This window comes from Streptomyces sp. NPDC006879, from assembly GCF_042869595.1.
GTDB lineage: Bacteria > Actinomycetota > Actinomycetes > Streptomycetales > Streptomycetaceae > Streptomyces.
Window position 1 is genome coordinate 1 of sequence record NZ_JBIAGC010000070.1, and the last position, 13,664, is coordinate 13,664.

At 68.0% G+C, this 13,664-nt stretch carries 10 protein-coding genes and 3 pseudogenes; 9 read left to right on the forward strand and 4 right to left on the reverse strand.

The window, feature by feature from the left end:
* Positions 1-70 precede the first annotated feature (70 nt).
* Positions 71-3,745 carry a SpvB/TcaC N-terminal domain-containing protein gene (locus ACFYMC_RS28645; protein ID WP_388530720.1) on the reverse strand — a complete coding sequence of 1,225 codons (3,675 nt, stop codon included), beginning with the start codon at positions 3,743-3,745 and terminating at the stop codon, positions 71-73.
* A gap of 1,322 nt (positions 3,746-5,067) precedes the next feature.
* Positions 5,068-5,284, reverse strand: a pseudogene (locus ACFYMC_RS28650) (DUF4158 domain-containing protein); the annotation flags it as partial.
* Positions 5,285-5,471: 187 nt separating this feature from the next.
* Here ACFYMC_RS28650 and ACFYMC_RS28655 point away from each other — a divergent pair.
* The 8 genes and pseudogenes from ACFYMC_RS28655 to ACFYMC_RS28690 all read left to right on the forward strand — a co-directional run.
* A pseudogene (locus ACFYMC_RS28655) lies at positions 5,472-5,594 on the forward strand (undecaprenyl-diphosphatase); the annotation flags it as partial.
* Positions 5,595-5,700: 106 nt separating this feature from the next.
* On the forward strand, positions 5,701-6,540 hold the full coding sequence (locus ACFYMC_RS28660; protein WP_388530722.1) for a HipA family kinase: 840 nt from the start codon (positions 5,701-5,703) through the stop codon (positions 6,538-6,540).
* Positions 6,537-6,920: a DUF3037 domain-containing protein gene (locus tag ACFYMC_RS28665; protein WP_388530725.1), complete on the forward strand. Its 384-nt coding sequence runs from the start codon at positions 6,537-6,539 to the stop codon at positions 6,918-6,920. The genes ACFYMC_RS28660 and ACFYMC_RS28665 overlap by 4 nt, the downstream gene beginning before the upstream one ends.
* A gap of 143 nt (positions 6,921-7,063) precedes the next feature.
* Complete coding sequence (gene fabG, locus ACFYMC_RS28670) at positions 7,064-7,825, forward strand: 3-oxoacyl-ACP reductase FabG (RefSeq protein WP_388530728.1); 762 nt, start codon at positions 7,064-7,066, stop codon at positions 7,823-7,825.
* Positions 7,826-7,850: 25 nt separating this feature from the next.
* Positions 7,851-8,606 carry an SDR family oxidoreductase gene (locus ACFYMC_RS28675; protein WP_388530731.1) on the forward strand — a complete coding sequence of 252 codons (756 nt, stop codon included), beginning with the start codon at positions 7,851-7,853 and terminating at the stop codon, positions 8,604-8,606.
* A gap of 162 nt (positions 8,607-8,768) precedes the next feature.
* Positions 8,769-10,358 (forward strand): ABC transporter substrate-binding protein, encoded by a 1,590-nt coding sequence (locus ACFYMC_RS28680; RefSeq protein WP_388530734.1) that lies wholly within the window; start codon positions 8,769-8,771, stop codon positions 10,356-10,358.
* A gap of 94 nt (positions 10,359-10,452) precedes the next feature.
* Positions 10,453-11,121: a uracil-DNA glycosylase gene (locus ACFYMC_RS28685; RefSeq protein WP_388530743.1), complete on the forward strand. Its 669-nt coding sequence runs from the start codon at positions 10,453-10,455 to the stop codon at positions 11,119-11,121.
* 80 nt (positions 11,122-11,201) lie between these two features.
* Entirely contained in the window at positions 11,202-11,681 is a 480-nt protein-coding gene (locus tag ACFYMC_RS28690; protein WP_388530737.1) for a hypothetical protein, read from the forward strand.
* Positions 11,682-11,742: 61 nt separating this feature from the next.
* Here ACFYMC_RS28690 and ACFYMC_RS28695 read toward each other — a convergent pair whose 3' ends face one another.
* Positions 11,743-12,288: a hypothetical protein gene (locus tag ACFYMC_RS28695; protein WP_388530740.1), complete on the reverse strand. Its 546-nt coding sequence runs from the start codon at positions 12,286-12,288 to the stop codon at positions 11,743-11,745.
* A gap of 74 nt (positions 12,289-12,362) precedes the next feature.
* A complete protein-coding gene (locus ACFYMC_RS28700; RefSeq protein ID WP_388530746.1) occupies positions 12,363-12,824 on the reverse strand; it encodes a DinB family protein in 462 nt (153 codons plus the stop codon).
* A 201-nt stretch (positions 12,825-13,025) separates the two neighbouring features.
* On the opposite strand from ACFYMC_RS28700, the pseudogene ACFYMC_RS28705 reads away from it, so the two are divergent.
* A pseudogene (locus ACFYMC_RS28705) lies at positions 13,026-13,571 on the forward strand (Gfo/Idh/MocA family protein); the annotation flags it as partial.
* Positions 13,572-13,664 lie beyond the last annotated feature (93 nt).

Sequence of the window (13,664 nt, forward strand, 5' to 3'; positions counted from 1 at the left end):
GAGCTGGTTTTCTTGGTCGAAAACCCATCTACCAGGGGCTTCACCATGTTGTCAGCCCAACAGCCGCACTTCAGAACCAGGTTGGAAAAGGCTCACTGGTGATCTCACCGTGGGTGCCGTAGTCGGTCTTCTCGTGCCGGCGGAGGTCGGCGTTCTGGGCCGCGGTCAGGGAGTCGTGGTCCGCCTGTTCGGTGATGACGTCGGTCTGCAGGCCCCGGGCGTCGTGCATGAAGTCCAGGCGCCGTTCAGTGCGGTGCGGTTTGGACGGGGTGTCGTCGGGTTCGATCCGCGTGGTCGTGGTCGTGGTGGGCAGGTGCAGTTGCCAGGCGTCGATCCGGGCTTGGGCATGGTCGTACCAGGTGTGGGTCTTCTCTGCCACCCCTCTGTCCGCTGAGGTCGGTCCATAGCTGGCACGCTGAGCGCCGACCAGGTTGCCGTACTCGTCCCGCTCGCTAGAGCGGTAGGTCGACCGGGTCACCCGGCCATCGTCGGTACTCAGGTCCGGGCGGCGGAATCCGAACAGGTGCGCCCTGGGCAGCGGGTTCTCGTCCTTGTCCAGGTCCCAGTCGATCGCGACCGGTCCCTCCCACTCCGAGGCCACGGTGTTGTGGCTGCCGGGCAGTTGGGTGTTCTTGGACCGGGTGTAGAAGGTGCGACCGTCGTGGTCGATGACCGGTTCGTAGGCGTTTACGGTCCGGGTGATGCGTGCGTTGGCGAACTTGCCGCTCTTGTCCTGCTTGAACTCTCCCGTGATCGGCGTCACCGTGATGACGTCCTTGGGTAGGCCGACGAACGGGTAGAACGCTCCGTCAGGCGCGTCGCCCGGCCGGTCCAGGCCGCCTCGAACATGGTTGTCGTAGGTGGTGATCTTCTCGCTCAGGCGCTGCGGCTCCCACACGGATGTCTGGTCGAACCCCAGGAAGCCGCGGCCTTGGACGTCCATCACCGGGTACTCGTAGGAGTACTCGCTCACGTGGGCCCTGGTGTTGCGCTCGGTGTAGCTGTCGATGTCCACGATGTGGCCGCGTGAGAGAACCCGACGCACCACCGGCATGTCGCGCCGGCGCACCGCCACCGTCGGGAAGGCGTACTGCGGCACGGGCAGGGCGCGGGGCTGGTTCGACCACTCCGTGGAGTAGGAGATCGACTCCCGCGGCCAGGCGCTGTCCTCGTCGGTGACGTCGGTCAGCAGGTCGGGCGTGGGGCCGTGGTTCTCCAGCACGACCAGCCGGTCGCTGCCCTCACCGTCACTGGTGGCGTTGAAGGTGAGCAGGTCGGTGCGGCCGTCGCCGTTGAAGTCGCCGACTGTGGACATCTGCCAGGCCTCGGCCGGATCTGCGGCGGGCGATGAGGTGGCCGCCCCGGGGAGGCTGATGGTGCGCCCGGCGGCGGTGAAGATCGTGATGCCCTCATGCAGTTCACCGGCCCCCGCCAAAGGGCTCTTGTGGAAGACCAGGACGTCGGAGCGGCCGTCGCCATCGACGTCGCCGACGTGCGCCTTGGCCTTCAGCTTCATGCCGTCGGTGTTCCAGATCGGCGTGTGCGCGAACGTCTCCTCCGCGCTGAAACCCGTGCCGGTGCCGTAGCGGACCTTGATGTCGCTTGGCTGGAAGCCGCCCGCGCCGTTGTCGGCGAGGCCGAACCATGCCTTGTCCGACAGACCGTCGCCGTTGAAGTCCCCGATGAGCGTCTGGTGGGGGAACCGGCCGTCGTAGCCGTCCCGGGAGGCGCACCGGTTCTGTGCCTCGCACTCGAGGCCGAAGACGACGGTCCCGTCGTCGCGGATCCTCAGAGGTTTCTGCTGGCCGTATTCGAAGAAGCCGTCCCTGATCTCCCTGTCGTCCTCGGCGTCGGCTTCAGCGCGCCCATCGCCGTCCAAGTCGATCATCTGATCGAACATGCCGGGCTGTCGACGGTACATCCCGGCCGCAACGTCATCGTCGTACACGTATCCATCGGCCCGGACAGTGGTCTTGAGGTAGTCGGACAGGTCGAAACGGCCGCCCTTGTTGAGGTGGATGTGCCATTCGTCGCCCCAGAGTCCGTTGCGGCCTGGATGCGGGCCCGGATACCCGGTCCCGCGTCCGCCGTTGGTCGCGTCGTCCTGGAGTCTGCCCGAGGCGATCAGATCTACCAGGCCGTCCCCGTCGACGTCGCCGAACTTGCGGGGCGAGAGCTCGTCGTCCTCGGTCCCGCCGCTGAACGTGTCCGTGCTCCGGTCGAAACGGTCCTTGGCCGAGTTCCATCGCCAGACGGACATGCGAACATGGGAGGTGCCTCCGGCTTCGGGGTCTCGCATCTTCTCGACCGAGGTCTTGACGAGTTCCGTTACGCCGTCGCCGTCGACGTCGACCGGAGTGAGCCCCTTCACCTCCGACGTGAAGGTGTCAGAGGTATCGCTCAGCGGCGCGAAGGAGACCTTCTTGCTCAGCGGGCGAACGCTGCCGTCGGCCTTCCTCTCACCCAGCAGCACGTAACTCTCGTTGATGTCATCGCGAAGGACGACGAGATCGTCGGCGCCGTCGCCGTCGAAGTCGGCCGGCTGCATGCCCCGCCCGTTCCGGCGCGCGCCGAGGGTGGCAGCACTGGTCGACGGGGTGAAGCCGCGTGCGACCGTCTTGGCAGTGAAGTCCGGCCGGTCTCGTTCGCGGTCGCTGTAGTCGAATGTCTTCGCCTTCAGACAACCGCCCTTGTGACCGCACTGTTTGACCGACCGCAGCAGGCTGCGGCCGGTCACCGGGCTGGCATCGCCGTAGTCCAGTTCGTACGTCCACAGCAAAGAGGTCGTGGACGGGTTCGGCCCGTACACGGCGATCGTCTTCAGACGCTTCTCCCTGGACGTGCGCACGCCCGCCCTCCAGGAGAAGGACTTGTCCGGTCGGCTCTTTTGATAGTCAAACTTGATGTAGCGCGCCCGGGTCTTGCCCGCGGGTATGGAGTAGGAGATCTGGTCGATGACCGTCTCCGCAGTCGGCACACCGTTGATCGCTGACTCGGCGGTGCTGTAGGCGTAGGCGAGCGTGTTGCCCGAGGAGTCCGATTCCTTGCTGATCGGCCAGGAGACCCTCACGGTGGCGTACTGGTCCTTGCCCGCTTCGTCTCGGCCGCTGCGCCGGGACGCGGTCTGCGGCCGGTACTCTCGGGTGTGTCCGTCACCGGTCCGCACCTCGAACCAGCCGGGCCCGGAGGCGTCAGCGTCCTTTGAGACGATCTTGGTGAACGTCTCCTTCTCGGTGCGGTACTCGGTGTCGGAGGCCCCGTAGGCTCCTTGGATTCCGTCTTTGTTCTTGACCGCGACCAGGCGTTGCCCGTCCAGGCAGTACTGGTCGGCGTCCTCGCCCCCGGCGTCGGCATCGCGGAAGTGGACGCCGGTCTGCTTGCCGTCGGTCGCGAACGTCTTGCCGCACCGGCTGATGCCCGACAGGCCGCTGATCGACCAGCCGACGCCCGCGATACCGCTACCTGCGCCGCTGGAATAGGCCAGGGCGAGTGACGGCCGCAGCCCGCCAGGCCCGTCGGGAACCTTCAGCGCGACGGTGTAGGAGGCGGTCCCGGTCGAGGACACGTTCAGGCTGCCCGGCAGGTATCCGGCGTTCGCGCCCTGACTCATCGCACTGGGTTCATCCAGCTGCTTGCCGCCGGGGACGCCGGGCGGGGTCTCCGGGGCGGGGGCGGCCCAAGCGGCTCCGGTGGTGGGCAGAGCGATCAGATTCACCCCGGATACGGCGAGCGCGGCAGCGGTCACCAACGTGGTGAACCGGCGGGTCGCGCTGAAACCTCGGCGAGGTCGGGAAGGCTTCAGCCCGAAGGGCATGCGCGGGTGACGTGGATCCCCGGGCGGTATGCCATGTTGAGGATTCATCCTCGGCCTTTCACGCGTGACGAGTATCGATCGAAGTGAGCCGCCGGAGCGCTGTACGGGCGGGAGGACGACGCAGTGTCGTCGGCCGGAGCCGAGCAAGGCCGGCGGTAGACGGTGCGGGTCCGGCCCCTTCCTCGGAGGTCGCTCCGAGGGCTGGAAGGGGGGATCGGCAGCCGGGCGTTTTGGGATGTTGGTCGACCGTGATGGGTCTGACGCTCTGTTCGGTGTCGGTCATTCGGGGAGTGAACGGCGCAGAGACAGGCCCGTGGGCAGATGCCCGCAGGCGCCGTGCGCACTTGTCTCACCCTCGCCGAGCCGTCCGATATCAGTCGGGTCTGCGTTCGGGCGTCGACGGCGCGCCCGCAGGCGGATTCTCGCTCGATGTCGAGACGCCCGAGACAGGCGCGGGCGAAGACGTCTGCGCGGCCCGCCCCGCAGGCCATGGCCGCCGAGTCCATGACATGACGGCCAGTCTGGGTCACCCTCGATGACTGCATGATCTTCAGCTGGTCGGGAGTGAGCCCAGAGACCCGGTAGTTCGCACCGCGCCCGCGTAGGTTCGGGCGTCGGCGGTCAGCTGCGCGGGCACGTGATCGGCGAGGTTCTGAGCGAGGTCGGCCAACCGTTCGTAGCGGGCCGAGGAGTCGCAGACGACCGGAGACTGTAAGGGGGCGGTGAGCTGTCTCAGCGCAGTGTAGTAGGGGCCGGATGCGCCACCCGCCGTCAGGATCAGCCCAGGGGCGCGGTCTTCCCTGGTCGAGGCGCAAGTAGGTTCATCGATTCACCAGATTTCTTCCGCGGTCCTTCGATTCGGCTGCGGTCGTAGCGGTTGTTGCGGTGCGCAAGGCGGCCGGTGGTCAGGTCATCGCCACCGGGTCGCCATCCTGCTCGAAGAGGTGTGGAGCACCGACACCGACAGGGCCTCCACACGCCGGGGAGCGGCGGCGCGATGGCAACCATAGTCCGCCTGTCGGCCGCGAGGGTGAGTAGTCACTACTCAAAAGACCAGCACCGATCGCAACCCGCGAGGATCGTCTTGAACAGGAATCGTCCTGACCGGGCGTCGTGCCGCGGCCGATATGGGCCGATGTGCCGTGCGAGGGACTTCGATTCGGTGAGCTGGGGTCTCAACTCCGGCCGTGGAGCTCCAACGGCGAGGGGAGGGCACGTCGAAGGTCTGCGGCGTAGGCGTGGCGATGCTGCAGGAGCAGAACTGGGCGCCTCCCTGACCGATCGATCGCATGGGAACGTGGGAACCAGTCGAACAGCGCCACCGGCCCCTCGGCGTGCGTCCACGCCCTACCGCAACGCGCGGAACTTCCGCCCCCAGTCGTGCTCCTCGAACGGGTGGTAGCCGTAGGCGTCCCGGATCTCCCACGCGTGCTGGTACGCCGTCATCTGACGGCCGGCGTACCGCCGCACACGAGGCGTCCTGCGGGACATGTTGACGCCATCACGTGCGAGAACGAGGTGCTCGCTCCGACAACGCAGTTTGCCGCGAGCAGGCCACCCGGCGCGAGTGGGAGAGGGACAGCCAGCCCCCGGCGGCGGAGCGGGCGCGGCTGGATGTGGAGAAGGCGAAGCTCGCCGCCATGAAGCCCGATCCGAGTTCATGAAGTTCATCATCACGAAGTCCTTCATGCGCGTCGTGATCGACCGGATCCTGCTGCGGCTCGCACTGTACCTCCTGGTGGGCGCCGACGTGATCAGCCCGCACGCGGGCGAATCAGCGAGGTGGGCGGCACCCCCACTGTTGTCTGAAGCTCTCAACGCGCGGCGTTCCCAGCTGGTTCCCGGAGACGCCGCGCTTCCTTGTGTCCCGCGGGTAACCTGGGCGGATGCTGTCCGAAGTCACCGCGACCCGCTACGTCACGCCCCTGCGTGAAGGCGGTTCGCTCCCCGGAATCGTCGAGGCCGACGACCTGGGCACGTACGTCATGAAGTTCACCGGCGCCGGCCAGGGTCGTAAGACCCTGGTGGCCGAGGTCATCTGCGGGCGGTTGGCCCAGCGGCTGGGGCTGCGGGTTCCCCAACTGGTCCGGATGCAGCTGGATCCGGTGATCGGTCTCGGCGAACCCGATCAGGAGGTGCAGGAACTGCTCAAGGCGAGCGGTGGACTCAACCTGGGCATGGACTACCTACCGGGTTCCATCGGCTTCGATCCGCTCGCCTACCAGGTGGACCCGGCCGAAGCCGGCCGGGTGGTCTGGTTCGACGCCTTGGTCAACAACGTGGACAGGTCCTGGCGCAACCCCAACATGCTGATCTGGCACGGGGACCTGTGGCTGATCGACCACGGGGCCACGATGATCTGGCAGCACAACTGGCCCACCGCGGCAACCGCCGCGGCGAAGCCCTACAACGCCTCCGACCACGTACTGGCACCGGTGGGCCCGGACATCGCCGCGGCAGCGGCCGAACTGGCCCCGCAGGTCACGGAGGACCTCCTCGTCGAGGTAGCAGCCGAGGTACCCGAGGAATGGTTGGTCGCGGAGTCCGGCTTCGACTCACCCGGCGCCCTGCGGCGCGCGTACGTGGACGCCTTGCTGCCGCGCGCCGCCACGATCGCCGACCGGATCTCCATGGAGGCACCGGTGCGGGCCCCCTCGGCGCCACCGGGCTGGCTCACCGACCACCTGGCCGAATGGCCCCACCAGAAGAAGAGCAGCAACACGTGAGCGAGCGGGACGTTTTCGAGTACGCGCTGGTGCGGGTCGTCCCGCGGGTCGAGCGCGGGGAGTTCTTCAACGCCGGCGTTCTGGTCTACTGCCGGGCGAAGTCCTTCGTCGCGGCCCGCACCCACTTGGACGAGGTCAAGTTGCTCGCGCTGGACCCCGGGGCGGACGTGGCGGGCGTACGGGCGGCGCTGCGGGCCGTGGAAGGGGTGTGCACCGGTGGCGAACACGCCGGGCAGGCAGCCGGTGACGACGCGGGCCGCAGGTTCCGTTGGCTGATCGCCCCGCGCAGTACGGTCGTCCAGCCGGGCCCCGTACACACGGGCCTGACGGCAGATCCGCAAGCCGAGGTGGAACGCCTCCTCGACGTGCTGGTGCGTTGAACGGCGCCCCGTACCCGGGGGCCGTTGACACCGGGTGCCAGGGGCTTCTAGCGTCTCCACGCGGAACCTACTAAGCGGTTGCTCAGCAGACCGGAATCCCGGTCCCGGCGCGGCCACCGCACTCAAGGGCGAGGAGAACCAGCATGTCCACCACCAAGCAGCGCGTCGCCGTCGTCACCGGGGCCGCCCGGGGCATCGGCGCGGCCACCGCGATCCGACTGGCCTCCGAAGGGCGCGCCGTCGCCGTCCTCGACCTCGACGAGAACGCCTGTAAGGACACCGTCGAGAAGATCACCGCCGCGGGAGGCCGGGCGCTGGCGGTCGGCTGCGACGTCTCCGACGCCGACCAGGTGGCAGCCGCGGTGGAGCGGATCGCCGCCGAGCTCGGCGCGCCCACGGTGCTGGTCAACAACGCCGGCGTGCTCCGGGACAACCTGCTCTTCAAGATGAGTGAGGGCGACTGGGACACGGTCATGAGCGTGCACCTGCGCGGGGCCTTCCTGATGGCCCGGGCTTGCCAGAAGCACATGGTCGACGCGGGCTTCGGGCGCATCGTCAACCTCTCCAGCAGCTCCGCCCTCGGCAACCGTGGCCAAGCCAACTACGCGGCGGCCAAGGCGGGGCTGCAGGGCCTCACCAAGACGCTCGCCAAGGAGCTCGGCAAGTTCGGCGTCACCGCCAACTCGGTGGCCCCGGGGTTCATCGCCACCGAGATGACGGCCGCCACCGCCGCCCGGGTCGGCATGGACTTCGAGGACTTCCAGGCCGCCGCGGCCACGCAGATCCCGGTACAGCGGGTCGGTCGGCCCGAGGACGTGGCCGGCGCCATCGCCTTCTTCACCGGAGAGGACGCGGGCTTCGTCTCCGGTCAGGTCCTCTACGTCGCCGGTGGCCCACTCAACTGACACGACGCACAAGGGAGGTTCGCCCATGAGCACAACGGACAGCGGCAAGGTCGCCCTGGTGACCGGAGCCAGCCGGGGCATCGGCTTCGGCATCGCCGAGGCCCTGGTACAACGTGGCGACCGGGTCTGCATTACCGGACGCAACGAGGACACCCTCAAGGAAGCCGTGGAACGCCTGGGTGCCGAACGGGTCATCGGCGTCCCCGGCAAGGCTCACGACGAGGTCCACCAGGCCCACGCGGTGGAACGCACCATGGAGGCCTTCGGCCGGGTCGACTTCCTGGTGAACAACGCCGGGACCAATCCGGTCTTCGGCCCGCTCGCCGAACTCGATCTCGCGGTCGTCCGCAAGGTCTACGAGACGAACGTGATCTCCGCGCTCGGGTTCGCCCAGCAGACCTGGCGTGCCTGGCAGAGCGAGCACGGCGGCGCGATCGTGAACATCGCCTCCATCGCCGCCGTCTCGGCCTCGCCCTTCATCGGGGCCTACGGGATGAGCAAGGCGGCCATGGTCAACCTGACCCTGCAACTCGCTCACGAGATGGCACCGAAGGTACGGGTCAACGCCATCGCCCCCGCCGTGGTCAAGACCAGGTTCGCCCAGGCGCTCTACGAGGGGCGCGAGGAGGAGGCCGCCGCCGCCTACCCGCTCGGCCGGCTCGGCGTACCGCAGGACATCGGTGGGGCCGCGGCCTTCCTCACCTCCGAGCAGTCGGCCTGGATCACCGGGCAGACCCTCATTGTCGATGGCGGAATTTTTTTGAATGCCGGGGTCGGTTAACCGATATCCGGACACCTTGTGCATTTGCCCTCGCCCTGGTAGGTGCAAATTGCATCCCTAATAGGTACGGAACCGGTCATGTGCCCCGCTGATCCTGCTCGTTGATCATGCGGGGCACTGCGGTATGGTCTGCCAACCCCTGGCTGATCGAGGAGCGTGCACGTGTTCAACCGGACCAGATGTCTGCAGACCGCTGCGGCCCTTGCGTCCATATCCCTGCTTTCCGGCTGTGGGCTGCTTTCAAGCGACGGAAACAAGGGCAGCGGGCAGATTTCCGTCGGCACGACGAGCAAGCCCACCCGACTCGATCCGGCCACCACGTGGGACGGCTCCTGGGAGCTGTACCGCAACGTCTTCCAGACCCTGCTCAGCTTCCCCACGGGCAGCACCCGGCCCCGCCCGGACGCGGCCCAGAGCTGTGAGTTCACTGACTCCGCCAACGAGTCCTACCGGTGCACCCTGCGCAAGGGCCTGAAGTTCTCCAACGGTGAGCCGCTCAACGCACAGGCTGTCAAGCACTCCCTCGACCGGGTGTTGAACATCGCCTACACGGGAGGTCCGAAGGACCTGCTCGGCAGCCTCGATCGGATCGAGGTCACGGACGAACTGACGGTCGTCTTCCACCTCAAGACCCCGGACGCCACCTTCCCCTTCGTCCTCGCCACGCCGGCCACCTCGCTGGTGGCCCCCAAGGCGTACGGAGCGAACGCGCCGCGGGACGAGAAGGACACCACGCTCGTCGGCTCGGGCCCCTACCTCCTCAAGGAGTACAAGCCCAAGGAGAGGGCCGAGCTCGTCCGCAACCCCGACTACAAGGGCTTCGCCGAGCGCCGCAACGATGGCGTCACCATCCGCTACTTCGAGAGCTCGGACCTCATGGTCTCGGCGCTCAAGGCGAACGAGATCGACGTCACCTACCGCGGTCTGACCGCGGCCGAGATCAAGAACCTCCAGAGCTCGGAGTCCCGCAAGGCCGGCATCCAGGTGGTCGACGCCGTCGGCGCGGAGATCCGCTACCTGGTCTTCAACCCCAAGGACCCGGCGGCTGCCAACCCGGCCGTCCGCAAGGCCATCGCCCACGTCATCGACCGCAGCGCCCTGGTGGCCAAGGTCTACCAGGGCACGGCCGAGGCGCTGTACTCCATGGTCCCCCGTGGCATCTCCGGTCACACCACGGCCTTCTACGACACCTACGGCGACCCGAACGTGCCCGCCGCGAAGGAGCTGCTGCGCGACGCGGGCATCACCGACAAGGTGAAGCTGACGCTCTGGTACACCAGTGACCGCTACGGCTCCTCCACCTCAGCCGAGTTCCTCGAAATCAAGCGCCAGCTGGAGGAAAGCGGGCTGTTCGAGATCAAGCTCCAGCACCGCGAGTGGGAGGACTTCCAAAAGGGCTACCACAACGGCGAGTACCCGGTATTCGGCCGCGGTTGGTTCCCCGACTTCCCGGACCCGGACAACTACATCGCGCCCTTCGTCGGCAAGGAGAACGCGGTCGGCACGCCCTACGAGTCGAAGACGATCACCACGGACCTGCTACCGAAGTCCCGCCGGGAGAAGGACCGCAGCGCGGTCAACAAGGAATTCCGGCAGGCCCAGCAGATACTCGCGGACGACGTGCGGCTGCTGCCGTTGTGGCAGGGCAAGTTCTACACGGCGGCCGGCGAGGACATCGGCGGCGCCGAGCGGGCCCTCGACCCCCAGTCGGTCATGCAGATGTGGGAGCTCTACCGCAAGGCGAGTTGGTAACAACGCCACGGACCGAAAGGTGCGTTGTCAGTAGCCCCCGGTAGGTTGCGGGGTGTTGAGACAACGCACCTGGAAGGTTGTTGACGTGAGCAACATGCTGCCCGAGTCCTGGCTCTCCGCGCTCGGCGGGGAGCTCGACCAGCCCTACTTCAGGGAACTCGTCGAGTTCGTGGAGAAGGAACGGGCGAACGGGCCGGTCTACCCGCCGCGCGAGCAGGTCTTCGCGGCGCTGGAGGCAACGCCCTACGACCAGGTGAAGGTGCTGGTGCTGGGGCAGGACCCGTACCACGGCGCCGGTCAGGGCCACGGCCTGTGCTTCTCCGTGCAGCCCGGGGTCAAGACGCCCCCGTCCCTGCGCAACATCTACAAGGAGATGCAGGCCGATCTCGGGCTTCCCATCCCCGACAACGGCTATCTGATGCCCTGGGCGCAGCAGGGCGTCCTCCTGCTCAACGCGGTACTGACGGTCCGCGAGGCTGAGCCCAACTCGCACAAGAACAAAGGCTGGGAGAAGTTCACGGACGCCGTGATCCGGGCGGTCGCCTCCCGCCCCGACCCGGCCGTGTTCGTGCTCTGGGGAGCGTACGCGCAGAAGAAGCTGCCGCTGATCGACGAGGAGCGCCACACCGTGGTCAAGGGCGCCCACCCCTCACCGCTGTCCGCGAAGAAGTTCTTCGGATCGAAGCCGTTCTCGCAGATCAACGCTGCCGTGGCTGCCCAGGGCCATGAGCCGATCGACTGGCGAATCCCGGACCTGGGCTGACACCACCCGCGCCTGAGCAGGTTCAGGGGCGGCTGAGGTTAGCGTCGGTGGTCAGCGGCAGTGGCATGCAGGAGGCAGCGGTGACCGAGCAGCAGAAGGCGTCCGGGGACGCCGTCATGACCAGGATCGGCCAGGCCGTCATGCTGCTGCATGGGGGCGATCGCGAAGAGGCTCGCAATCGCCTGGCCCTGATCTGGGCGGATCTCGCAGAGGGCGGGGACCCCCTGCACCGGTGCACACTGGCCCACTACATGGCCGATGCCCAGGACGACCCCGGCGACGAACTCGCCTGGGACCTTCGCGCCCTGTCAGCCGCCGAGGGCCTCGACGACGACCGCCTGGCCCGCCACGACTCCTCGGTCGCCGTGCGTGCCTTCTACCCCTCCTTGCACCTGAACCTGGCCGCCGACTACGTCCGCCTCAGTCGCCCGGGCCCGGCCCGGACCCACCTGGCCCGGGCCCGGGCGGCCACGGACGCCCTCGCGCACGACGGCTACGGCCACGGTGTCCGAGCGGCGATCGAACGTCTGGAGCGGCACCTGGACTCCGCGGAGGGATAGGGGGCCCTGGCCGGACACCGCGCGCCGACGCCGCCGAGAGGACCCCGGCACCGACCACCCGTCAACGCTCCCCGCGCTGAGGACCGTGAACTCCTGGCTCATGGGCGGCCACACCGTCACAGATGCGTGCCTCGGCACTGTCCGGCCGCCATCCTCCGTAGTGGCGACCCAGCGCGCAGACGTCCGCCAGCCGGGCGGGAGCCCGGGGCACCAGCGGCGGCGCCGTCTGCGGATCGTCCTGCTCCCGCTGACCGGACTGCCCGCTGCGGGGCGCCTGCCGGCTCGTCCCGCCGGAAGCCCAGGAGCCGGCCCCGGTCGCTTGCGCAGCCTTCGCGGTACCCGTCCTGGCCGGCGCGGGCGAAGCCGGCGGTGGTGTGGCGCCCGGCGTGGCGACCGGCGCGGCTTCCAGGGCCTCAAGCGCCGGTGCCCGCACGGTCACCAGGGTCTGCGTCTTGCCGTCGGACGCAGCCGTCGGCGCCGGCTCAGCGGCTGCCGGCAGCCGCCCGGCTGCCGGCGTCACCTGCACGCAACCGGAGACGGCCGATACGGCACAGGCGACCCCGAGCAGGAGTTGGGTCGTGGTTCGGGTGGGAGAGGTTCGCTGCACTCGCGCAACTCTGCTGTGCGAGGTCCCCGTTCCGGAAACCGGAAGCCGATATTGCCCCCGCACGGGTGAGCGCGTCAGAAGCCGGTCGCTCCGTCGATCTGCTCCCGCAGCAGGTCGGCGTGGCCGTTGTGGCGGGCGTACTCCTCGATCATGTGGGTGTAGATCCAGCGCAGGCTGAAGGTCTGGCCCTGGCGCTTGCGGCTGGCCGAGACCTCGTCGAGACCGCGCCCTGCGCTGATGCGCCGCGCCCGCTCCATCTCGGACCGCCAGGTGGCCACGCCCTCGGCGTAGCTGTCTTCGGCGCCATAGTGGAAGTCGCCGTCCACGTCGTCCTCTGTGCTGTAGAGCTCGGGCAGGTCGGCCCCTTCGAATATCTCGGCGAACCAGTACCGCTCCACCTCGGCCATGTGCCGCACCAAGCCCATCAAGGTCAAGGTGGAGGGCGGCACCGCCGCTCGGCGCAGTTGCTCCTCATCGAGCCCCTCGCACTTGGCGGCGAGGGTGCTCCGGTGGAACTCAAGCCATCCTTCGAGCATCTCCCTCTCACCGGCGCGGGGGTGGGGCGAAACCCGCTCGGTGAGATCGGGGGCTGCGGTGCCCGCGGACTGCTCGGGCCGTGCAGTGTGCTCTGGTTGCGTCGTCATGCCGTCATGGTGGCCGAAACAGCGGGTGGTGACCACGGATTAAGCTGCGTGTGACAGGACAACACCCAGGTAGGACCGACGGAAGGGCCCCCGGTGAAGGTCGGCTGTATCGGACTCGGTGACATCGCACAGAAGGCGTACCTGCCGGTCCTCACGGCAGCGGCGGGCATCGAACTGCACCTGCAGACCCGCACGGCCGACACGCTGGAACGGGTGGCCGCCCAACACCACGTCCCGACGGACCGGCGCCACACCGACCTCGACAGTCTCCTCGAAACGGGACCGGACTGCGCGTTCGTCCATGCGCCCACCACAGCCCACCCCGAGATCGTCCGTCGTCTACTGGAAGCCGGCGTGGCCACCTACGTCGACAAGCCCTTGGCGTACGACCTTGACACCTCCCGCCAGTTGGTCGACCTCGCTGAGGAACGGGGGGTCAGCCTGTTCGTCGGCTTCAACCGCCGGTACGCGCCCGGGTACGCGCAGTGCGCGAGCCACCCGCGGGAACTGATACTGATGCAGAAGAACCGGGTCGGACTTCCGGAAGACCCGCGCACACTGGTGTTGGACGATTTCATCCACGTCGTGGACACGTTGCGCTTTCTGCTGCCCGGCGTGGCCGACCGCGTGGACGTCCGGGGCCTTGACCCCGGATTTTGAACACGTCTATGCGGCTTGGGTCAGGGTAGTTGCAGCTGGCTGGAGGTCGTTCTCGTAGGCGATCGGGGACCG